The sequence below is a fragment of the Halobacillus sp. SY10 genome (assembly GCF_045401165.1).
GTDB classification, from domain to species: domain Bacteria; phylum Bacillota; class Bacilli; order Bacillales; family Halobacillaceae; genus Halobacillus; species Halobacillus aidingensis.
The window spans coordinates 2,040,019-2,063,166 of the sequence record NZ_CP174345.1 but is presented as its reverse complement, the minus strand read 5'-3'; the positions used below and the strand labels follow the sequence as shown (position 1 = coordinate 2,063,166).

22 protein-coding genes are annotated in these 23,148 nt (G+C 43.3%); all 22 read right to left on the bottom strand.

Features of this window, described 5'->3' with window-relative positions:
• Positions 1 to 110 precede the first annotated feature (110 nt).
• Positions 111 to 1,349, bottom strand: coding sequence for a competence/damage-inducible protein A (locus ACJA3J_RS10535; RefSeq protein ID WP_089652348.1), 1,239 nt, complete (start codon positions 1,347 to 1,349; stop codon positions 111 to 113).
• On the bottom strand, positions 1,346 to 1,924 hold the full coding sequence (gene pgsA, locus ACJA3J_RS10530; RefSeq protein ID WP_089652349.1) for a CDP-diacylglycerol--glycerol-3-phosphate 3-phosphatidyltransferase: 579 nt from the start codon (positions 1,922 to 1,924) through the stop codon (positions 1,346 to 1,348). Before pgsA ends, ACJA3J_RS10535 begins: the two co-directional genes overlap by 4 nt.
• 117 nt (positions 1,925 to 2,041) lie before the next feature.
• Positions 2,042 to 2,959, bottom strand: coding sequence for a helix-turn-helix domain-containing protein (locus tag ACJA3J_RS10525; protein WP_089652350.1), 918 nt, complete (start codon positions 2,957 to 2,959; stop codon positions 2,042 to 2,044).
• Between the two features lie 18 nt (positions 2,960 to 2,977).
• Entirely contained in the window at positions 2,978 to 3,769 is a 792-nt protein-coding gene (locus tag ACJA3J_RS10520; RefSeq protein WP_089652351.1) for a DUF3388 domain-containing protein, read from the bottom strand.
• A gap of 194 nt (positions 3,770 to 3,963) precedes the next feature.
• Positions 3,964 to 4,224 (bottom strand): DUF3243 domain-containing protein, encoded by a 261-nt coding sequence (locus ACJA3J_RS10515; protein WP_115893179.1) that lies wholly within the window; start codon positions 4,222 to 4,224, stop codon positions 3,964 to 3,966.
• A 67-nt stretch (positions 4,225 to 4,291) separates the two neighbouring features.
• Positions 4,292 to 5,011: an elongation factor P 5-aminopentanone reductase gene (ymfI, locus tag ACJA3J_RS10510; RefSeq protein ID WP_406946209.1), complete on the bottom strand. Its 720-nt coding sequence runs from the start codon at positions 5,009 to 5,011 to the stop codon at positions 4,292 to 4,294.
• Positions 5,004 to 6,296 (bottom strand): EF-P 5-aminopentanol modification-associated protein YfmH, encoded by a 1,293-nt coding sequence (gene yfmH / locus ACJA3J_RS10505; RefSeq protein WP_406946208.1) that lies wholly within the window; start codon positions 6,294 to 6,296, stop codon positions 5,004 to 5,006. The genes ymfI and yfmH overlap by 8 nt, the downstream gene beginning before the upstream one ends.
• Positions 6,296 to 7,582, bottom strand: coding sequence for an EF-P 5-aminopentanol modification-associated protein YfmF (yfmF, locus tag ACJA3J_RS10500; protein WP_406946207.1), 1,287 nt, complete (start codon positions 7,580 to 7,582; stop codon positions 6,296 to 6,298). Before yfmF ends, yfmH begins: the two co-directional genes overlap by 1 nt.
• Before the next feature lie 140 nt (positions 7,583 to 7,722).
• Positions 7,723 to 8,682 carry an ABC transporter permease gene (locus ACJA3J_RS10495; protein WP_181898510.1) on the bottom strand — a complete coding sequence of 320 codons (960 nt, stop codon included), beginning with the start codon at positions 8,680 to 8,682 and terminating at the stop codon, positions 7,723 to 7,725.
• The gene (locus ACJA3J_RS10490) at positions 8,683 to 9,729 is read right to left on the bottom strand and encodes an ABC transporter permease (protein ID WP_406946206.1); all 1,047 of its coding nucleotides are present in this window, start codon (positions 9,727 to 9,729) and stop codon (positions 8,683 to 8,685) included.
• Positions 9,729 to 11,255 carry an ABC transporter ATP-binding protein gene (locus ACJA3J_RS10485; RefSeq protein WP_406946205.1) on the bottom strand — a complete coding sequence of 509 codons (1,527 nt, stop codon included), beginning with the start codon at positions 11,253 to 11,255 and terminating at the stop codon, positions 9,729 to 9,731. The genes ACJA3J_RS10490 and ACJA3J_RS10485 overlap by 1 nt, the downstream gene beginning before the upstream one ends.
• Before the next feature lie 128 nt (positions 11,256 to 11,383).
• Complete coding sequence (locus ACJA3J_RS10480) at positions 11,384 to 12,505, bottom strand: BMP family protein (protein WP_279615125.1); 1,122 nt, start codon at positions 12,503 to 12,505, stop codon at positions 11,384 to 11,386.
• Positions 12,506 to 12,617: 112 nt separating this feature from the next.
• A complete protein-coding gene (locus ACJA3J_RS10475) occupies positions 12,618 to 13,343 on the bottom strand; it encodes a GntR family transcriptional regulator (RefSeq protein ID WP_089652357.1) in 726 nt (241 codons plus the stop codon).
• Positions 13,344 to 13,959: 616 nt separating this feature from the next.
• Complete coding sequence (locus tag ACJA3J_RS10470) at positions 13,960 to 16,260, bottom strand: DNA translocase FtsK (RefSeq protein WP_406946204.1); 2,301 nt, start codon at positions 16,258 to 16,260, stop codon at positions 13,960 to 13,962.
• A 128-nt stretch (positions 16,261 to 16,388) separates the two neighbouring features.
• Positions 16,389 to 16,595, bottom strand: coding sequence for a YlzJ-like family protein (locus ACJA3J_RS10465; protein ID WP_089652360.1), 207 nt, complete (start codon positions 16,593 to 16,595; stop codon positions 16,389 to 16,391).
• Entirely contained in the window at positions 16,592 to 17,311 is a 720-nt protein-coding gene (locus tag ACJA3J_RS10460) for a ClpP family protease (RefSeq protein WP_089652361.1), read from the bottom strand. The genes ACJA3J_RS10465 and ACJA3J_RS10460 overlap by 4 nt, the downstream gene beginning before the upstream one ends.
• Before the next feature lie 703 nt (positions 17,312 to 18,014).
• Positions 18,015 to 18,887 carry a 4-hydroxy-tetrahydrodipicolinate synthase gene (gene dapA, locus ACJA3J_RS10455; RefSeq protein ID WP_089652362.1) on the bottom strand — a complete coding sequence of 291 codons (873 nt, stop codon included), beginning with the start codon at positions 18,885 to 18,887 and terminating at the stop codon, positions 18,015 to 18,017.
• Complete coding sequence (gene dapG, locus ACJA3J_RS10450; RefSeq protein ID WP_406946203.1) at positions 18,884 to 20,125, bottom strand: aspartate kinase; 1,242 nt, start codon at positions 20,123 to 20,125, stop codon at positions 18,884 to 18,886. The genes dapA and dapG overlap by 4 nt, the downstream gene beginning before the upstream one ends.
• 25 nt (positions 20,126 to 20,150) lie before the next feature.
• On the bottom strand, positions 20,151 to 21,197 hold the full coding sequence (gene asd, locus ACJA3J_RS10445) for an aspartate-semialdehyde dehydrogenase (RefSeq protein ID WP_089652364.1): 1,047 nt from the start codon (positions 21,195 to 21,197) through the stop codon (positions 20,151 to 20,153).
• A 104-nt stretch (positions 21,198 to 21,301) separates the two neighbouring features.
• Positions 21,302 to 21,898 (bottom strand): dipicolinate synthase subunit B, encoded by a 597-nt coding sequence (locus ACJA3J_RS10440; RefSeq protein ID WP_089652365.1) that lies wholly within the window; start codon positions 21,896 to 21,898, stop codon positions 21,302 to 21,304.
• Positions 21,898 to 22,791, bottom strand: coding sequence for a dipicolinic acid synthetase subunit A (gene dpaA / locus ACJA3J_RS10435; protein ID WP_089652366.1), 894 nt, complete (start codon positions 22,789 to 22,791; stop codon positions 21,898 to 21,900). Before dpaA ends, ACJA3J_RS10440 begins: the two co-directional genes overlap by 1 nt.
• A 110-nt stretch (positions 22,792 to 22,901) precedes the next feature.
• Entirely contained in the window at positions 22,902 to 23,129 is a 228-nt protein-coding gene (locus ACJA3J_RS10430; RefSeq protein WP_244157172.1) for a YlmC/YmxH family sporulation protein, read from the bottom strand.
• Between the last annotated feature and the right edge of the window lie 19 nt (positions 23,130 to 23,148).

The window sequence follows — 23,148 nt, the reverse complement described above, 5'->3', positions numbered from 1 at the left end:
GCCAACTAAAAAGCGAATAAATGTTCCCGTTTTTTAAAAGAATAAAAGGTGCAATTTTTTTATTTCCTCTACGTGAAATTATCAAAATTGCACCTTTTCAGCAATGAAAATTAATTTTTTAATCTATGGAAAATCATTTCGTACGCTTTTTTCACAGCTCTCACTCTCACCTGTTCCCGTCCTCCATCGAAATGAAATTTATGAACTTCAGGTTTTCTCTCCCCTATTTGAAGACCGATAAAGACGGTACCTGGTTCATGTCCTTCGCTGGCATCCGGACCTGCCACACCTGTGAAACTGACAACAACATCGACGTCTAAGTTCGCTTGTGCATTTAAAGCCATCATTTCCGCACATTCATGGCTGATGGTTCCGTATTTCTTTATTAGAAATTTGGGTACTTGAAGAATTCTCTCTTTCATCTCAGGAGTATAAACGGTATATCCGCCTTGACAGACGGATGAAGCACCGGGCAGTGCAATCAGACGCTCAAGAAACCTCCCACCGGTAAAGCTTTCTGCTGAGCCGATTTTGAGACTCTTTTCTTTAAGAAGATCTCGTACTTTCTCTTCAATGGTAATCGCATCACTGCCGTAATAATACTTTCCGACATGGGTTAGGATTTCAGTTTTGAGCGAGAGAATTTTTTCCTTCGCCTGTTCTGTGGATTCCCCTGTGGCTGTCAACCTTAAACCCACTTCCCCTTCAGAAGCGAGCGGGGCAATGGTTGGATTGGTTTGAGATTTAATCAAAGACTGCAGTTTTGTTTCCAAATCCGATTCACCGATCCCGATGAAACGCATCATTTCTGAAACGATTTGGGATTCAATGTGGTAATTATTCTGTAAATACGGAATGATATACTCATCCATAATATACTTCATTTCTCTAGGGACCCCTGGAAGGAAGACCCACAGGGTATCCTCATGCTTTACCAGTTGACCAGGTGCCATCCCTTCTAAATTTTGAAAGACGGAGGCATTCTCAAACACACGCGCCTGTTTACGGTTGTTCTCTGACATAAACTTTTGGTTTCTTTGATAATAGCTCTTGATCTTTTCCATGGAATCTTCATGTTCGACCAATTCCTGATCAAAAACGAGCTGAGCGGCATCCAGTGTCAAGTCATCTTCTGTAGGACCGAGACCACCTGTGACAATAACAAGATCAGCCCTCGACTCGGCCAATGCAAAAGAATCTGTCACTCTTTTCAAGTTATCTCCGACAACGGTGTGGTGATAAACCGAATGTCCGAGGGTAGCAAGCCGACTTGAGATCCACTGAGCATTTGTATTCGCAATTTGACCTAATAGTAATTCTGTACCGACACCTATAATTTCTGCTCTCATTTAGAATCCCTCATTACATGCCAATTTTTTTTGAAGTAATCATAACCAGAGTACACGGTAATCAATAACGCCAAATATAGCGCAATCATTCCCAGAGGGAAACCGATGAAAGCGAATGGCCAATTATGCAAGAGCAGAAGAGAAATGGCGATGATTTGGATCCATGTCTTCAGTTTCCCCATTTGGCTTGCAGCAAGGACACTTCCTTCTCCAGCGGCCACTAATCGCAGTCCCGTCACAGCGAATTCTCGGCTGATGATCAAAATGACGATCCATGCTGGTGCAAGACCGATCTCGACTAGTAAGATGAGGGCTGCACTGACTAAAAGCTTATCAGCCAAAGGATCGAGAAACTTCCCTAAGTTGGTGACAAGGTTATATTTCCTTGCAATATACCCGTCGATCCAGTCAGTTGTAGAGGCTATAATAAACAGTAAAGCACCTGCTAAGTGGGCGACAGGTAATTCGCGTTCTTCCATTTGAAAAGTCCCCCAATCAAATGGAACACTCATAAGGATGATGAAAATCGGAATAAGAAAAATTCTGGATAATGTAATTTTATTTGGTAAGTTCATAAGCTCACTCTCCTAACATTCATTTCAATACATGAAAGGCTGCCCGTCCACGAAGAGTGGCTTTGCACTCTTCCAATGAAACGCTTTGGCAGCCTAGTCATGATTATATTCAGTTTCTTAGTTGAATTGCAACAATAACTTTTGTGTGGATACTTCTGGGTTAGGATAAGGAACTTTCTTCCCATCAATCGTAACGGTTGTCCCCGGTGCATTCCCAGTCTTAATATACAATTCAGCTTTGTCTCCTAAATCAAAGGAGATAGGCGAATCCTCCGCGGTATATTCCTTCGCTGTCACAAGGTCTTCACCACTCTTAGGAGCTTGCACTTCCATGTAGGCTCTCCCTGTCAACTCGATGGTAACGGAACGTTCAGTTGTTCCACTGACATCATAGGTGTGCTCTGGAAAAGAACCTGTCCCTTCCTGAACCAGTTGAATGGCTACTTCTTCTTCATCCTCCGCAGGGGTTTCTTCTTCCTCTGGATCTGGTTCTTCTTCTGAAGCTGGTTCTTCAGATTCACTTCCATCTTCATTACCTTCCGCTTCTTGCTGATCTTCGGAAGTTTCACTTTGAGAATCCTCAGGGACACTGATTTCATTGTTGGAACCATTGTCTGTTGCTGTACTGCCATCCTCTGCCCCGCTCATATTCTGCCATACGAGCCAAATAACAAATATTAAGCCAATGATCAATCCAACGGTTAAGATCGTCGGCAGCACCCGGGAAGATGGGCCGCTTTTCTGTGTCGCTTCCTTCTTTGTCCTCTGGACACGGCTGTATTGTACCGTACTTTCCTCATCAAAAGTCGGAAGCTCCCCTTTATGTTCTTCCATGACTACTTCAGGGTCTAATCCGACAGCAGAGGCATATTCCCTGATAAACGCTCGGGTGTAGAATTTTCCAGGCAGCACTTGAAACTCATTCTTTTCAATCGCCTGAAGATAGCGTTTTTGTATTTTTGTTGTCTCTTGCAACGATTCTAAAGAAAGCCCCTTTGATTCCCGGGCTTCCCTCAGTCTTTCTCCAATCTCCATGTTAACACCATCCAATTTCTAAAAATCGAACATGGAAAAACCTTCATTCATTGACATTTCTTGTTTTTCCACAGGTTCATAAGTAATTTCTTCATCTTCGTTATTCCGAAGTTCAATAATATAATCAAAGTCATCCATTGTATATTCCGTTTCCTGAACGAAAATGTCTGGGTGTTCAATAACTTTCGTAGCAGGAAGTCTCATGATTTCACGTACAAGCTGCCAGTGCTTTTCATTCGCTCGTTTAGCAGACACAATCCCATCTATGATGTAAAGATTGTCTTCATTATATTCTTCATCGATCAGCTGGTTTCGTACCGTCTGCTTTAAAAGTGTACTGGATACAAATAGCCATCTCTTGTTTGCACATACACTCGCTGCTACGACAGACTCTGTTTTTCCTACTCGTGGCATCCCGCGAATCCCAATCAATTTATGCCCATCCTTCATGAAGAGCTCAGCCATAAAATCAACTAGTAATCCCAAGTCCTCCCGATTGAAACGGAAAGTTTTACGATCATCCACATCACTATGTATATATCGTCCATGCCTTACTGCCAAACGATCTCTTAATTTAGGACGGCGCAGTTTAGTCACTTTTATTGTATCCATTGTATTTAAAATCGATCTCAACCGAGTGATTTGTTCTTCATCTTTACATAAAAGCAGCATTCCCCGGTGTGAATTTTCCACACCATTGATGGTGACGATGTTAATCGCCATCATCCCGAGCAGTGAGGAGATGTCCCCAAGCAATCCTGGGCGGTTATATTGGATTTCATATTCTAAGTACCATTCTTTTTTTTCCATAATACAACTCCTCTGAAAAATTGTCGTTATTTGTCAAAGTCGAGTGATTTATGGAATTTTTCACTCTCTATCTATCATAAAGGATTTTATCTAAATAGGAAAGGTTCGATCCTACATAAACATACAAAAATTGAAAAAGCTTGGTTTTATCAGAAAAAAATCCGCACAGACGTCTGTGCGGATTGATGACGAGGTTATCCTTGATTTCCTTCGTTTTGAACCATTTTCACCATCATATTGGCAATGGCGTGTTGTTCTTTTTCATCTGCTACATTCCAAAGATCACGCAAGACAGCTTCCTGCTCGTTCTTCGCATCAACAGAGTTTGCTAAATAACCACCAATTTCATAAGCAAGCTCAGAAACCGCTTGTTCTTGCATACCTTGACCTTTCGCCTGATGTAAGCGATCACCCAAGAAATCTTTCCAAGAATCGAAATTATCGAGAACAGACATGATGTAACCTCCTCTGAATTTTTTCATGCTTAGTATGAGAAGGAAAGGCCGATTTTATGCAACAGAATTAAGACCAACCACCATCGACTTGGATCACTTGTCCCGTTATATAGCTTGATTTGTCACTCAACAAAAAGTCGGCCATGTGTGCGACTTCCTCAGGCGTCCCAGACCGTCCAAGAGGAATATCGTCCTCAAGGAAGTCCAGTTCTTCCTGAACCAGATGGGCGTTCATCTTTGTCTCAATTAAGCCTGGGGCAATACAGTTGACTCTTATTCCACTTGGAGCGACTTCTTTCGCAAGCCCTTTGACAAAGCTGTTTTGTGCGCCTTTCACAGAGCTGTACACAACCTCCATACTCGCACCTTCAAGTCCGAAAATAGAACTGATAACAAGAATATTGCCTCTTTTCTTTCGGATCATATAGGGAAGCACCTTCTGGGTGATCATCCACAAAGATTTGACGTGAACCAAATACAGTTCGTCTACCTCATTCTCTTTCATATCCTGGAATAAACCGCTATACATATGCCCGCCAGCAAAGATCACAGCATCCCATTCTTCATTGATTTGACCTAAAAATGAATGGATGCCATCCAACGTGGAAAGATCAGCTTGATATACTCCAGCCCATTGAGAATCAGGGATCTTTTTACTCATTTCTTGAATGATTTGCTCACTTTGATTGTAATGCAGGCCAACGGAAAACCCTTGATCGACAACACGTTGAACGATTGCCTGACCAATTCCTCCGCTGGCCCCAATGATCAAGCACTTTTTATGCATTGGCTTGTGGTTTGACTTGGAAGACGGTGATCGCGTCTTCTTTCAACCAGTGTTGCAAGTATTCTTCCGCATCATCCGCGGTCAAGGATTCAATGATTGGCAGCACTTCAAATAAGTCTGTACCGAGCGTGTGGTAATGGGTGAATTGATTGGCGATAAACTCCAAGGAGTTCATCGCTCTCATAAATTGACCGATTTTCTTCCTCTTCATCCTTGTGAAGTCTTCATCAGATATACGTTGCTCTTTTAACTCATGCAACATTTCCTTAATACGTGAAGCCATTTCGTCCGGCTTTCTAGAATCTCCGCCAAGAATGGTGAAGCCAAACTGGCGATCAAGTTCTGTTTCAAACTGGAAACTGTCATCGATGAGATCGTTTTTGTAAAGCTCCTCATAGAACACACCGCTTCTTGAGAAATAATAATCAAGAATCATCCCTGATAGAAGTTCTCCACGAACCAATTCTTCGCCAGTTAAGCCATCGACGTTTTCCTTGACCCCGACCATCGCTTTCGCTGTTGTCACAGGCATCGTAATTGAATGTTCTTTTTTAGCAGCAGAAGCTGGTTCTTCAGGATAGGAACGGTTGATTTCCGGCGCATCAGGAAATTCTTTCTTCGCTTGATTGTCCCTGATCATTGTCATCATGGACTCAGGGTCGATATTTCCAGCAACGAATAAGACCATGTTCGAAGGGTGATAAAACGTCTCGTAACAGGTGTAGAGGTCATCTTTCGTAATTTTTTGTATACTGTCAACTGTCCCAGCGATGTCCACCTTTACAGGATGGTCGTGGTATAAACTTTGGATCGTTCCAAAAAAGGAACGCCAATCAGGCTGATCATCGTACATGCGGATTTCCTGAGCGATGATTCCCTTTTCTTTTTCCACAGACTCCTCTGAGAAATAAGGGTCCTGTACGAAATCAAGCAGTGTCTGTACATTTTTATCAATTTGACTAGTTGCAGAAAACAGATAAGCCGTTTTCGTAAAGGATGTAAAGGCATTCGCTGATGCACCGAGTCTCGTGAAATCCTGGAATACATCACGATCTTCTTTTTCAAACAGTTTATGTTCAAGAAAGTGTGCAATCCCTTCTGGTACCGTCACTTTCTCACTTTTCCCAATCGGTGTGAACGTTTGGTCAATTGATCCATAATTCGTCGTGAAGATCCCAAATGTTTTAGCCATTTCGGGTTTAGAAAGTAAGAATACCTTCAACCCATTATCCAATGTTTCCTGATAAACCGTTTCGTTCAGCTGAGTATAGACCAGTTCTTCCATTAAGATTCCCCTCCTTCTTTACTCGTCAAAAAGTAAATCGTGTCCAATTCAATCTTTTTGGCCATTTGGACGACTTGGTCTTTCGTAACTTTTCGGATATTATCGATTAACTCATTCGCAGGCATTTCAGCACCTGATAACATTTGATGATAAAGAACTTCGATCATCCCGTTCGCATTGTCCATCGTTTCTTGAAGTTGATGAATGACCTGTTCTTTCGTCTCTTCAACTTGATCCTCTGTGAAATCCCCATTCTTCATTGCGTCCATCTGCTCCAATATGATCGATTTCGCTTGATCAAAATCTTTAGGATCTACGCCACTGAAAACAAGCAGAAGGCCTTTATGACTCTCAAACCTTGAAGCAGCATAATAAGCTAAGCTGTGTTTCTCACGTACGTTCATAAACAGCTTGGAACTTGGGAACCCTCCGAATATGCCGTTGAAGATCTGCAAGGCATAGTAATCATCGTCACCGAACTTCGTATAAGTCCTGTAGCCAAGGTGAAGTTTGCCTTGGTTCACTTCTTCCCTTTCGATAACTTCCCTTGCTTCGTTAACTTCTTTCGTGACAGATACTTGGTCGTCATCGGCATTAGTACTTCCTTTTCTAGAGAAATACTGATCTGTAAGCTTTTCAATCGCTTTTTGATCCATATCACCAATTACATACACATCAAGCATGTCTTTTGCGATCATTTCTTTATAATAAGCGTAGAGCTTTTCAGATGTAATCGTTTCGAGGTCTTCTAAGTATCCATGCACATGCAAAGCGTATGGTTCGTCTTTGCACATATGATCCATGAGCCTCATATTGGCATAACTCATTTTGTCATCTTTGATGCTGGTGATTTTTTGCTCAAGGGTCTGTTTTTCACGATCGACGATTGAGGAATCAAATCCTTCCCCTTCCGTCTTCGGATCAAACAAGACTTCATTAAACAACTGGACCGCTTCCTCGAGAATCGGTTCCTGATCATTCAAGTACGCTTCATTGACGACTTCCATACGGAAGCTGATGACATGGTTCTCCCCCTTTTTAGAGCCGTCGCTTGAAAGGGCGGTTCCGTAAAGGTTTTCAAACGCAGATTGGAGTGATCGCACATTCGGGTGATTGTTCGTCGCTTTTTGCAAGACATGTGGTAAAAGCGCACGTTCAGTGATTCCTTCTCTTTTCAAAGGGGCTTTGAATTTTGCAACAATTGTAATGGTTTTGTATTTTTTGCTTGGTAAAATATGTAGACGATACCCTTCTTTTTCGAGTAGCGTTTCTTCAGTTATTTTCATATTCATCCTCCTTGTCAGTCTCTTCTATTATAGACCTACATGTCCATATTCATCCATTCTAACTAAGTCTTATGCTAAGGTATATGTGTGAAAAAGTAAAAAAATTAAGTCCGGCACTTGCGTACCGGACTTGAAAGCCTTTATCGATTTCCTTTTACATAAGCTTCTCCCAATGACTTTGGTGCTTCCGCTCTTCCGATAAACCCTGCCAGAGCAAGGATCGTCAGTACATAAGGAGCGATGAGCATAAAGACAGAAGGGACATTTTCCAAAAGGGCAATATCTGATGAAACAATACTTAAACTCTGAGCAAATCCGAAGAAAATAGCTGCGCCGAGCGCTCCAAGCGGGTGCCATTTCCCGAAGATGACCGCAGCCAGCGCAATAAACCCTTGCCCCACGATTGTACCATGAGAAAAGTTATGGGTTACTGTCAAGGCGTACACAGCGCCACCAAGACCACCGAAGGCACCAGAAAGCATAACTCCGATGTATCTCATCTTGTAGACATTGATTCCGTTTGTATCTGCAGCCATAGGATGTTCACCTACAGAGCGAAGACGAAGTCCAAATGGTGTTTTAAAAATAATGAACCACACAAGGAATGCCATGGCAATAGCTAAGTAAGAAGTCCAGTACCACCCGGTGAAAAACATGTCCCCTAGGATAGGGATTTTATTAAGTAGAGGAACATTTGAAGAATAGATCGGACTTTCAATAAAATCCGTCTGTCCTTTGTCATACCATTGCTTGGTAAGGAATAACCCAATTCCTAAAGCCAGGAAGTTTATAGCCACCCCACTCACGACTTGATCCGCCCGGAAAGTAATCGAGGCAACGGCGTGGACAAGTGCAAAAATAGCGGATACGATCATCGCAATGATTAGGGATACGACAGGAGTCGCTGCGCCGAAAACACTATGGAAAGTCAAGTTGGAAACGATCGCTACGAAAGCTCCCATAATCATTAAGCCTTCGAGACCAATGTTGATGACCCCGGATCGTTCACTGAAAACTCCCCCTAAAGCGGTAAAAATAAGAGGGGTTGCGAATACAACAGATGCGCCGAGAATACGGCTGATCAGTTCAATAATCTCCATTTATTTCCCCTCCTTTTTAAACCGAAGAATGACCCAGCGGATCATGTAGCTTGAAGCTACGAAGAATATGATTAAAGCAATAATAATTTCTACAAGCTCTGTCGGGACACCCGCAGCTGTCGGCATATTCAATGCACCGATTTTCAGAACACCGAATAGGAAAGCTGCGAGAATGACACCAAATGCCGTATTTGCACCAAGTAAGGCGACGGCGATCCCGTCGAAACCGATGTTTGTAAAACCTGCTTTAATGGACATGAAGCCGAACGTACCGAGTCCTTCCATAGCCCCGGCAAGTCCTGCGAATGCACCGGAAATGACCATAGCAAGCACAATATTTTTACTTACGTTCATACCTGCATATTTTGATGCATGCTGGTTGAAACCTACAGATCTTAACTCAAACCCGGTCGTTGTCCGGTTGATAATGAACCACATGACAAACGCCATAAGGATGGCGACAATAAAACCATAGTGGATCCTCGAGTAAAATGTCATTTCTGCAAGCCAGTTGGATTGTAACGATGCTGTTTCTGCTACTTTCTCTGTTCTGTCAGCCCCGTCACTCAATAGATTACGAACGATGGAGTTACTCAAATACAAAGCAATGTAGTTCATCATTATGGTGACAATAACTTCATGAACACCCAGTTTCGCTTTTAGAAGACCGGGGATAAAGCCCCAGAAAGCTCCAGCAACAGCTGCAGCCAAAATCGCCAGTGGCAAGTGGACAATCATGGGAAGGTCGAAAGAAATTCCAATCCAGACCGAAGCGATCCATCCCATGAACACCTGACCTTCAACACCAATGTTCAAAAGCCCTGATCTTAAAGCAAATGCGACCGCAAGCCCTGAGAGGATGTAAGGCGTCACTTGCCTGATCGTCTCTCCGAAAAAGTAAGCATCTCCAAAGGCTCCATTCCATAGTGCAGCAAAACCTGCAATCGGATTATAACCGAAGATAAGCATGATGATGGCACCAGAAATCAGGCCGAGCAACACAGAAATGATCGGTACCAATATATTGAATAGGCGATTCGAAAACATTATTGCTCACCTGCTTTCTCTGTTGAATTACCAGCCATGAGCAACCCGAGCTTCTGCTCATTCGTTTCTTCTGGCTGGACATCAGCAATGATCTGTCCATCGAACATGACGGCAATCCGATCACTCAAGTTCATGATTTCATCTAGTTCAAATGATAGAAGAAGAACGGCGCGACCTTTGTCTCTCTCTTCAATTAATTTTTTATGGATAAATTCAATAGCTCCTACATCCAGGCCACGTGTGGGTTGTGCTGCAATAATCAAGTCCGGGGACCTGTCCACTTCACGACCGATGATCGCTTTTTGCTGGTTCCCGCCTGAAAGCGATCTTGCCGGCGTATATACATCCGGCGTGCGGACATCATACTCGGCAATCAAATCTTTTGCTTTTTGATAAATGTTCTTAAAATTCATGACGCCCTTTTTCGAATAAGGTTTCTGGTGGTAACTTTGCAGTACCATATTTTCACCAATGGGAAAATCGAGTACAAGACCGAATTTATGACGATCCTGCGGGATATGAGAAACACCGGATTGCGTTACTTTACGAGGTGTTAAATTGGTAATTTCCTTATCATGAAGGCGGATGGTACCGGATTCACTTCTTCTTAAGCCTGTGATCGCTTCAATCAATTCGGATTGGCCATTGCCATCAACACCAGCAATCCCGACAATCTCTCCTGCACGGACTTCCAAGTTTAATCCTTTGACCATTTCGACACCGCGGACATCTTTCACGCGTAATTCCTTGATAGAAAGGTAAGCTTCTTTTGGATCTGCCTTTGTTTTCTCAGTCGAAAAGCTGACATCACGACCTACCATCAAAGAAGCAAGCTCTGTTGGGTTGGTTTCCGAGACATCAACCGTCCCGATTCCCTGCCCTTTTCGTATAACGGTGCACCGATCACAGACCTCCATAATTTCCTTCAACTTATGGGTGATCAGGATGATTGATTTCCCTTCTTTCACAAGGCTATGCATAATATCAATCAACTCTTTGATTTCCTGAGGAGTAAGAACCGCTGTGGGTTCGTCAAAAATTAAAATTTCCGCTCCTCTATAAAGCGTTTTCAATATCTCGACACGCTGTTGCATCCCTACGGATATATCACGGATCTTCGCTTTTGGATCGACATTTAGACCGTATCTCTCCGAAAGTTCTCTCACTTGTTCTTCCGCATGTTTTAAGTTCACCGTTCCTGCTTTCTTCGGTTCGCTACCTAGAACAATATTTTCAGTGACAGTAAACGTGTCTACGAGCATAAAGTGCTGGTGAACCATCCCGATTCCTTGTGCGTTCGCTACGTTGGGATCTGTGATGTTGACTTTCTCTCCACGCACTCTAATTTCTCCTCTTTCCGGCTGATAGAGGCCGAACAGGACGTTCATCAGTGTAGATTTACCCGCTCCATTTTCCCCAAGAAGAGCATGGATTTCACCTTTTTTCACTTGCAAATTAATATTGTCATTCGCTACAATACCCGGGAATTCTTTTCTAATGTTCAACATTTCAATTACATAGTCCATTCGTCTCTCTCCCTCCCCCGTTCACCTTAAAAAATCACCAAAGGAAAAGGGCCGGAACAATCTTTTCATTTGATGATTTTCTTTTACAGAAGAAAAGGCCGGCTCTCACCAGCCCTTTCTGACAGTTGTTACATGGAATCTAAGAATGTTTGTAGATCTTCACGTGTGCTTGGCACTTCCACTTCGCCGTTGACGATTTTCTCTTTCCACTCTTCAACAGCAGAAACGATTTCTTCTGTCATCGCTTCCTCGTTTGTGCGAGCAATGCTGATCGCATCATCAGCAAGTCCAAACTCAAGGACTTCCCCACCAGGGAACTCTCCGTCCATCGCTTGGTTTGCTACTTCTTGAACAGCTATGTCTACACGTTTAACCATGGAAGTAAGTGTGACGTTGGAGTCACCGATTTGACCTTCTTCGTGTTGGTCACGGTCGACACCAATGACCCATACCTCTTCATCAGGATTACTGTTCTTGATGTCTTTCGCCTGAGCGAATACACCGTTACCTGTACCACCAGAAGCATGGTAAATGACATCGATATCTTTGGAATACATGTTGGATGCAATCGCTTGTCCCTTTTGAGAATCGTTGAAGCTTTCTGCATACTCTACTTCTACTTCGATTTCAGGGTTCACAGATTTAACACCAGCGACGAATCCTGCTTCGAACTTGTTGATCAAGCTTCCATCAACACCACCGATGAAACCGATTTTATCCGTGTTCGTCTTGTTTGCAGCAGCTACACCTGCAAGGAAAGAACCTTGGTGCTCTTTAAACATGATGCTTACTACGTTATCTCCTTCTTGAACAGCGTCAACAAGGGCGAAGTTCGTATCCGGATATTGCTCAGCAACTTCTGCGATGGCCGGTTGAAGAAGGTACCCGATCCCATAAATCAAATTATAGTCCTGACGTACAAGACGGTTCAGGTTTGTTGCGTAATCTGCATCACTCTCAGATTGAGCGTAATCGATTCCCTCACCTTTGCTCATTCCATTTTCTTCACCAAAAGCCTGTAAGCCTTCCCATGCGGATTGGTTGAATGACTTATCATCAACCCCGCCCACATCGGTAACCATAGCTACAGAGAAATCGCTGTTTTCTTCTCCGGAAGATTCCTCACTGCCAGAATCATCACTGCTGCTTCCACTCGTTTCTTCCTCTCCTCCAGAAGAACCACAAGCAGCTAAAAACACACCAAAAGTTAATAGAAATACTAGAACCATAAGAAAACGACTTTTAAACAAAAAAATTACCCCCTAATTTTTTAGTATGACGATAATCAAAATCCAGCAGATTTCAAGTATCTATAACCAGCCTCACCTCCCTAAAATGAATCTGACACACTTTTGTAAGCCCTTACACTCTTTTTCTTAAGACATGGAAGCTGAACTTGTCAGCCCGGAAGTAATTGGAGGAAAGCAGCATCGGAACATCATCCTGAGAGTAATGCATTTGTCTCAAAAGTAAGAGAGCCTGGTCAGGTTCACAATTCAAAATCGGAGAAATTCTCTCATGAAATCCGATCGGTTCAATATGAGTTACCGCATAGCCAATCGTTTTCCCTGTATATCGTTCTAAAACATTAAATAAAGAATCCGCTTCTCTAATCTGATCGATCGGGAGTAAGCCTTCTGGGATTTTATCTGTACAATAAACCACTGGCTGGTCGTCGGCTGTTCGTACACGTTCAACCTTTGCAATGCTATGTACCTCCAGTGGAGAGAATCGTTTTCGATCTTCTTCTGTAGGTTCGATAAGCTCCGCAGATAGATACTGAGACCCAGGGGTCATTCCTGATTTCGCAATCATCCCTGTGACACTGTCTAATTCCTCGATCCCTGATGTGAACAAGGGTTTTGGATTAACAAAAGTACCCACTCCATGCCTTCGGGTAACCACACCTTCTTCTTCTAGTATTCTCAATGCTTCCCTAAGCGTCGCTCTTGAAACCCCAAGGGATTTGGAAAGCTGGAATTCGGATGGTAGTTTTTGCTTTTCTAAAAAGATACCGTTTTCAATATCGCGTTTAATCTGCTCGATCACCTGTAAATAAAGATGTCGAGTATCTTGTCTGATGGACATCACTTTCACCCCAAGTCTATTGAACTATCTGTCTAGAGATCTGACCTCTGACGTTCGACACATCACATTTTGACAATAATATAACACTATTCGATAAATAAATAAATAGAATTAGGACATTTTTATGAATTTTGACTCATTTCCATGGAAACGTTTGATAGATTTCGATAAGCACTCCATCCATGCAAAATTTCTAAATTTATTTCAGAAAAGCTCCCGTTTGCGGAAGACTCAGTTTCGAGACTTTTGATGAAGTGGATGGGGGCTGCGGGGAATAGCTCGCTTTCCGCGGGAGCGCCATTCCCCGCAGCCCACTTGCCGGAAGAGATTCTCGAAACTACCTTCCAGTAATAGGAGCATTTATGGTTAAGAACCCAATATCGACGCGGGTTAAGGAGGATTTTACAACAGAACTAGGCAGGGACTTTAAGAGCGATCTCGAGAACCTCATATGGTAAAGGGGCGAACCTTTTCCCGGAGCCCGTCAACTCCCACAAAAGTCTCGAAATCAAGTCTTCCACAATCCTGCCATTTAGTTTAATAAGTAAATATGAAAGCTTAATCATGCCCAATCAGAAAAAAGGATCCACCTAGTTAGGTTGGATCCTTTTTGAATTTATGAAGTATGTTGTTCTTCAGCTTGCTGTGAAACAAGGACAGCACGTGGTTTACTACCTTCATAAGGTCCGACGATGCCGTTGTCTTCCATGGCATCGATCAAGCGGGCTGCTCTCGTATAACCGACGCGAAAACGTCTTTGAATCATAGAAACACTGGCACTTTGCATTTCGATGACCATTTGGACTGCTTCAGGATAAAGATCATCATCCACTTCCTGCTTCACTTCGCTTTCCTCTTCAGGAATCATCTCTTCTTGGTACTGCGCTTTTTGCTGCTCTACACAGAAGTTGACGATCCTTTCCACTTCCTCATCGGATAAGAAAGCGCCTTGCACCCTTGTCGGCTTGTTGGATCCGACTGGCGTAAACAGCATGTCCCCTCTTCCAAGGAGCTTTTCTGCTCCTCCAGAGTCCAAGATCGTTCTCGAATCGGTCTGAGAAGATACACTGAAAGCAATTCTTGAAGGAATGTTTGCCTTGATCACACCTGTGATGACATCCACAGAAGGACGCTGGGTGGCGATAATTAAGTGGATGCCGGCTGCGCGGGCCATTTGCGCAAGACGGGTAATGGCATCTTCCACTTCGTTTGAAGCAACCATCATTAAGTCTGCAAGTTCATCTACAAGGACAACGATGTAAGGAAGCTGAGGCTGTGCGTCTTCATTTTCCTGATTATGTTTTTTAATATATTCATTGTAGCTTTCGATATTTCTTGTTCCTGTATCTGAAAAGAGGTCGTATCTTCGTTCCATTTCGGATACTACTTTCTTCAATGCACGTGAAGCTTTCTTAGGATCTGTGACAACCGGAGCTAAAAGATGTGGAATTCCATTATAGACATTCAATTCAACCTTTTTCGGATCGATCATCATCATTTTCACTTCATGGGGCTTTGCTCTCATCAAAATACTCGTAATGATCCCGTTAATACAAACACTTTTACCACTTCCGGTAGCACCTGCGACAAGCAAGTGAGGCATTTTATTCAATTCTGACATGACTGCCTCACCTGAGATGTCTCTTCCTAAAGCAAAGCTTAACTTGGCTTCCGGTTTTGATTTGCCCGTTTCTAATACTTCACGTAAAGAAACCATAGAGACTTCTTGGTTTGGTACTTCGATTCCGACCGCTGATTTGCCTGGTATCGGGGCTTCAATCCGGATATCTTTTGCCGCTAAGGCTAAGGCAAGATCATCATTCAAGTTTACGATTTTGCTAACCTTCACCCCTACGTCAGGGTACACTTCATACTTCGTTACCGACGGACCAACATGGACTTTAGTCACTTTTGCTTTCACACCAAAACTTTGGAAAGTCTTTTCAAGCTTCCTAACGGTTGCCTGAATGTGAGAACGCCCCTGACTTTGCGGGGTTGATGTAGGTTCATCCAACAATTCCAGGCTCGGTAACTGGTAATCCATATTTTCAAGTTCAGCTGTTGGCATCGACTTTTCAATATTTACCTCGTCGACATCCTGCTGTTCTTCCGTGCCACCTTCTGCCGGCTTATTCGTGTTCCCAGAAGCATAAGCGGTATCTGTAAAGTCTTGTATGATCGGCTCTTGGTCCTGCTCTTCTTCCTGATCATTAGACGTATCATTCAATTCATAAACCACTGTATCTTCTTCCTGCTCTTCCAATGCCTGCTTTTTCTTCTCTGCTTTTTGCTCTTTCTGATCCTTCATCTTTTGCACTTGCTCTGTGCTCATCTCTTTCACTTTACGCCCAAGCTTAGCAAAGAGCTCACCTATTGATTTCTCACTGACGAAGATAACACCGATAATAAATAGGAAAAAAGATAAAATAGCTGCTCCAGCTTTTGCAAAAAGGTAATAGCTGATGGAAAGAAGGATGGCACCCGTTAAACCTCCGCCAATGCTGTAAAACGGAAGTTCTCCTCTCATCATTCCTGTGATTCTGTCCCAAGTCATGGCAAAAATAGAACCTTCGCCAGTCCCGAGCTCAGCAGAAAGTGTTTCAAGGTGTGTGAACAAAAGTAAAGCCGTAACTATGGTGTACACGCCCAACAGACGTTTATGTAAAAAAGTAGGCCATTTTCTTTTTACCATCAAATACACACCAACAATTAAAAAGAACAGGGAGGCGATAAAGTACCAAACACCAAATAAGAACTGCCAGAACCTCTCCAAACCTCCTGGAACCGCTCCATCACTAATAGCAGAAGCCCCGCTCCCAATGACAGCAATGAAGAGGAAGAACAGCCCTAAGAGTTCAAATTTCAAATGGCTTTTCATATTCGATTGCTTTTTCTTCTTTTTTCTTTTCCTAGCCATGGTCTTTCCTCCCCTATATGTAAAACTTAACGAGAAAAATGCCGATGGTTCCTTCAATATTCATGAAGAAATACAGCACCGGCATCCAGTCACTCATTTATTCTATTATACCATAGCCATCTACAATGTTACGAGTCCAACCATTGTCCTGGTTGAAGATCTGGATCCATGTAATGGGATGGGTCTGTCGATAGGACTTGCATGATCTGTTTTTTACCATCTTCTGATTTGCGACACATTAACGGACAATTGTTATGCTCATGATACACGACAGACATTTCTTCTTCCATTGGAAAAATGTCATGTTCACTTAAAGGAGTGTATAGTATGGTCATTGAACCACCTGCTGATCAGAACCTTTTGTCTGCTCAATAAGTTCATTCAATTTAGACATCGCTTCTTTTACTCCGCCTACAGCATCAATAAGACCATGATCCACCGCCTGCTGACCGACCACATTTGTACCAATATCACGAGTTAAATTCCCCTTATCAAACATGAGCTCCTTGAATTTTTCTTCTGCAACATTGGAATGCCTTGTTACAAAGCTGATGACACGGTCCTGCATTTTATCCATGTACTCAAACGTTTGAGGGACACCGATGACAAGACCGGTCATTCGGATCGGGTGAATCGTCATCGTCGCGGTTTCGACGATAAACGAATAGTCTGCAGAGACAGCGATCGGAACGCCGATGGAATGTCCCCCTCCTAACACGATGGATACGGTTGGTTTGGATAGGGAAGAAATCATTTCAGAGATGGCAAGACCAGCTTCCACATCTCCTCCAACTGTATTTAATAGAACGACCAAGCCTTCAATTTTAGGATTCTGTTCAATCGCAATCAATTGAGGGATCAAATGCTCATACTTCGTTGTCTTATTTTGTGATGGCAACTGAACATGCCCTTCCACCTGCCCGATGATTGGCAGCACATGGATATTGGAATCAGCCGGCTGAGGTACACTGCTTTGTCCCAGTTGCTGAATTTTGTCAACCAGAGAGGATTGCGATTTGGATTGATCTTTTTCTTTGGAATCGTCTTTCATGGATCGATCTCCTTTCGCTCTTTTCCCGTAGTATGACTCAAACCATGTGAAACATACTAAAACATGACGCTCATGTTTACATTCTTCACAATTCCCTCATTAAATTTGTTTTAAAGTATATGCTCAGTTTCGAGATGTTTCTGGGTTCGTTCTACGCGCTGAGTGTCAGGGGTGGTCGGGAAGCTACTCGCTTTCCTGTGGGGGAGCGCCGGGCTTCCTCGGGCGGGCTGCCGCACTAAAGGGATCTCGCCTATCTCCTTCTCCCACGGGAGTCTCGCAGCTTCCCAACCACCCCATTCGATGGAGAAGAGAAACGAACACCTTCACTATGGGAGTGTGCCTTCAACTATCCTGTGTTATAAGCATAAAGTGCTCTATAACATGCTTTGCGCATGCAGAATAGCGCATTTCGGAGTTCATTATCCTCCAATTACCATTTGTATAAAAGCAGCTTATTCCGAAAGTGGTTTCGAGATAGTTATATGGTAAAGGGGCGGAGGGGAATGGCGAGACTCCTGCGGGAAAAAAGTGCATAGTGAGACCCCACAGGACGCAGTCCGAGGAGGCTCACCGCGCTCCCGCGGAAAGCGAGCTATTCCCCGTAGCCCCCATCCACTCAACAAAAATCTCGAAACTGCGTCTTCAATAAAAGGAAGCTTATCTTTAATAAGCCAATACAAAAACCAGGGTGACCCACCCTGGTTTAAGTAAGTTGCTGCAAGCAGTTTGCAACGGCTGCTTCTTCGTTTTTTGTTAAGGGAACCAATGGGAGTCTTACACCACCGGTTTCAAGACCCTGGATTTTCAAAGCTGCTTTTACAGGAGCTGGGGAAGGAGCGCTGAACATTCCATTGAACACTGGTAACAACTTTCTATGGAGATCTCCTGCTTCTCTCCATTTACCTTCTTCAAAGAGAGAGAGCATCGCTTGCATCTGATTTCCTATGACATGCGAGGAAACCGATATAATGCCGTTTGCACCGACAGCGTAGGCTGGAAGGGTCAAATGATCATCTCCACTGTAAATGGAAAAGTGTTCATCAGTGAATGCACGAATTTTGGCCATTCCTTCTAGATCTCCGGTCGCTTCTTTTAAAGATACAATGTTTTCGATCTTGGAAAGTTCCATGATAGTTTCTGGTTGGATTCGTACAACCGATCTTCCCGGAACATTATAAATCATCACAGGGAGTTTCACGGATCCTGCAATGGTTTTGAAATGTTGATAGAGACCGTCTTGATTCGGTTTATTGTAGTATGGGGCGACCAGCATGATGGCATCTACACCTGTGGCTTCAGCTCTTTTGGATAATTTTATGGAGGATTCTGTGCTGTTGCTTCCTGTTCCTGCGATGACTGGTACACGCCCAGCGACTGTTTTCACGACATGACTCCATAAGCTTACTTTTTCATCCGCTGTCAACGTCGGAGATTCCCCCGTCGTTCCAGCAATGACAAGTCCGTCAGATCCATTGTTTAATAAATATTCCACCAGCTCGGTCGTTTTATTGAAATCAATCTCACCATGCCGATCGAACGGTGTCACCATGGCTGTCAAAACCTTTCCGAAATTCATGTCAGTTTTTCCCCTTTCTTAGGTGCTTTGCTCAATCGGAAAGTTTTATGGAGAGCGTTGACCGCTTCTATAAGATCATCTTCTTTCACCAGTACCCAGATCGTCGTATGAGAATCAGCGGATTGGAGAATCTGAATTCCCCGATCAGTCAATGTTTGAACGATTTGTGCTGTTACCCCGGGAATGCCTGTAATACCAGCCCCGACTGTGGAAACTTTTGCACAGCCTTCTCTCACTTCTGGTTCATAACCGAGTTCTTCAAGAATTTGGATGGCTTTGTCAGTAAAGATATGGTTAATGGTGTAAAGGACACCGCTAGGAGATATATTGATGAAGTCTACGGAAATATTGGCGGAAGCCATGGATTTGAATACATCGGATTGTAGTTTGGAAGGGTCTTCTTTCGATTGAACTTTGATTTGCGTGAGGCCATCCATATGAGCGATCCCAGTTACTGTGCGTTCTGATATGTCTCTTCCTGTTCGATCTTCTTTTGTTCCCGTCACAAGCGTCCCGGGAAGGTCAGAGTATGTGGAGCGTACACGGATGGGAACCTTCGCATACATAGCAATTTCTACAGCCCTTGGATGGATGACTTTTGCTCCTTGGTAGGCCAAGTTGCATATCTCATTGTAGGTAATGGTGTTCAGAGGTCTCGCTTCTTGAACCAGTCTTGGATCGGCGGTCATGATGCCTTCTACATCTGTGAAAATATCGATAAAATCTGAATGCAGTGCCGCTCCTAAAGCAGCAGCCGTAGTATCACTGCCTCCACGGCCAATCGTGGTGACTTCTCCGTGAATGGTTTGACCTTGGAATCCTGCAACGACAACGACTTCATGTTTCTTCAGTTCTTCTAAGATCCTGCCAGGGTTTACTTGAGTAATTTTAGCTTTTGTAAAATCCCCATTTGTCATAATCCCTGCTTGGGCTCCTGTTAACGAGACGGCGTTTACACCAGCCTGATTCAACTCATGAGCAAAAACAATCGAAGAAATCGTCTCTCCGCATGACATCATCAAATCCTGCTCTCTTGGCGAAACATTTGTTTTAGGAAAGTCAATTAACCCGAGCAGTGTATCTGTGGCATATGGACTTCCTTTTCTCCCCATAGCTGAAACGGTAACAACGACTTTAAATCCTTCTTTCAAGCCGTTTTTCACATGGTGGATGGCCCGGGACCGACTCTTCTGGTCCCGGACGGACGTTCCACCGAACTTTTGCACAAGTAGCTTCATTTGGCCACCTCAACTCAATAAAAGTTTACAGCCACTTATTCGCAACCAAGCGTTCTGCAATTTGCACGGAATTCCATGCTGCACCTTTTAACAAGTTATCTGATACAACCCATAAATGGAATCCTTTTTCATCATCGAGATCTTTTCTGATTCTGCCGACAAAAACATCTCGCTTTTCTGCCGCACTCAATGGTGTCGGGTATGTTTGGGTAGAAGGATCGTCTTCGAGAACGATTCCAGGCGCTTCATTCATCAACTGTTTCACTTCTTCAACCGTAACCCCTTCTTTTTCTACTTCAATATATACACTCTCCGCATGAGATGTGAAGAAAGGAAGGCGTACACAAGTAGCTGCCACAGAAAGATCAGGTGCATGCATGATCTTTTTCGTTTCATTGATCATTTTCATTTCCTCGAATGTATAACCATTATCCTGAAAGACATCAATTTGAGGCAGGGCGTTAAATGCGATCGGATAATGCTTTTTATCTCCTTTGACAGGAAGTAGGTTGGCTTCAAGCTCTTCCCCATTCAAGAAAGATTGAGATTGTTCTCTTAATTCATCAGCTGCTTCATTTCCAGCGCCGGAAACGGCTTGGTAGGTTGAAACAATGACACGGTTCATGCCATAAGCTTTACGGACCGGCTCAAGAGCAGCAACCATTTGAATGGTCGAACAGTTTGGATTGGCAATGATTCCTTTATGTTCCTTGATATCTGCTTCGTTCACTTCAGGTACCACAAGAGGTACACCTTCCGCCATACGGAAAGCGCTCGTATTATCGATGACGACAGCACCGTGTTTAACAGCTTCAGGAGCCAGTTTCTTAGATACAGAACCTCCAGCAGAAAACAAAGCAATGTCCACACCTTTGAAGCTTTCAGGCGTCGCTTCTTCAAGCGTGTATTCTTCACCATTGAACACCATTTTCGATCCTGCTGATCGACTTGATGAGAGAAGCTTTAAGTTTTCAACAGGAAACTTTCGATCTTCCAAAGTTTCCAACATCTTTTGTCCTACGGCTCCAGTCGCCCCGACGACCGCTACATTATATTTTTTCGTTTCACTCATATTAGGCATCCTCTCTTGTATATCATTTGTAAGAATAGTAAGACATGTCACTATTTTTGTTATTTTATCATATTTACAAGAACACCTGGTATGAAAAAAAAGAATTAATTCGGATACCTTTCAATTAAAACGGGTTGTCGCTGCTTTCCTTCGAGCGCTGCTTCAATCGTTTCTGGGATTAAAGTCATATCCGCTACCAATGAATTGGGCTTTTTGAAAGGATGATCCTGACCTAGAGGTACAAAGTAAATATTTTTTGTTGCCATAAGACGCATAATGTTCACACCATTCAATCCAAGAGCATCATTTGTTGAAACGGCCACGACAACAGGACTTTCGTTTCTCAAGGTTGCCTTAGCAGCCATCAACACAGGGGAGTCCGTCAATGCATTTGCGAATTTACTAGTCGAATTCCCCGTAAGAGGTGCAATCAGCATGCAGTCCAAAGGACGTTTAGGTCCGAGGGGTTCTGCATCAGGAATCGTCAAAATCGGTTCTTCACCTGTGATTTCTTTTATTTTTTCTAAATGATCGGAAGCATCACCAAAGCGGGTATCCGTATTTTGTACAGTGTAAGATAAAACAGGGACTACGGTGGCTCCGAGATCGACGAGCTCCTGCATGACAGGAAAAACCTCATGGTACGTACAATGGGATCCAGTTAACCCGAATCCAATCACTTTCCCTTTTAACTTAGACATTATTCATTCTCCTTTCGTGAACCTTCCTGAACAATTCGTGACACAACATCTGCTATGATTCTCCCAGCCGTTTTTGGAGCTACGATTCCCGGCAGACCTGGTGCGAGTAATGCTTTAATTCCTCGTTTATCTGCATAACGGAAATCGGTTCCTCCCGGTTTGGATGCGAGATCCAAAATCATCGCATGAGAGGGCAACTGTTTAATGACCGAAGCATCTACGACCAGATGTGGAACGGTATTCAGCAAGATGTCACATGACATATCTGCATTCTCTATGTCATTCATATCAATCGTGTCCAGCCCCATTTCATAAACTCTTGCCGCTGCTTTTGAAGAACGTACTCCAACAGATACTTTGGCCCCGAGGTGGTCAAACGTGCGTGCAAGACTCATTCCTACCCTTCCAAGACCGAGTACTATGACTTTAGATCCGTGAATCGTAAAATCCGTATGTTGAATGATCAACATGAGCGTCCCTTCTACGGTAGGAATAGAATTATAAATGGCAACATCATCCCGATCCATTAAGGGGATGAGTGTACGATTGGTTTTAGCTGCTAAATCTTTTAAATGATCATTGGCAATTCCAGAAAACACTTGGCAATGGTCGGGTGTCCTTTTCAACCATTCTTCTGACAAATGGATCAGCTGGTTGGAGAATATCCCTTCAATCTTTCCGTCCGAATCCGTCCCCGGTACAGGAAGGATGATGGCATCCAATTTTTCCACCTGCTCGCTGTCGAAGTCAAGGTCAATGGCTTCTCTAAAGCTTTCATTCAGTTGGTCGAACCCAGCCAAATAGACGGTGGCATCCCACTCATTCAACCTTCGAATAAGTTCGATCTGCCGGGCATCGCCCCCTATGACTGCTACATGATATCCTGTTAGCATCCCGGATGTCTCCTTTATCTAGTATCTTATCTCCTTGTATCCTATGCCGGAATGCGGAGTTAGTGATTTCGATTAATAAACAAAAAACACTGCAGCACAGGCTGCAGTGTTCATCGTTTTTTTAAGAGGATCGTTTCCTCACCAATGGTCTCAATTTGACTCCAATCGATCGTCATTGCTTTTTTTGAAGATCCAAACCCAATGAATCCTTGATTCATAATGACCAATGACTTGATCACTCCCGAATCGGGATCAATGATTAAGTCCGCTTTTCCTAGAATTCCTAATTTCTCCCCATTCTCTACATCAATCACTTGTTTTTGGGCTAGAGATTTCATTCTCACTTGGGCTACTCTC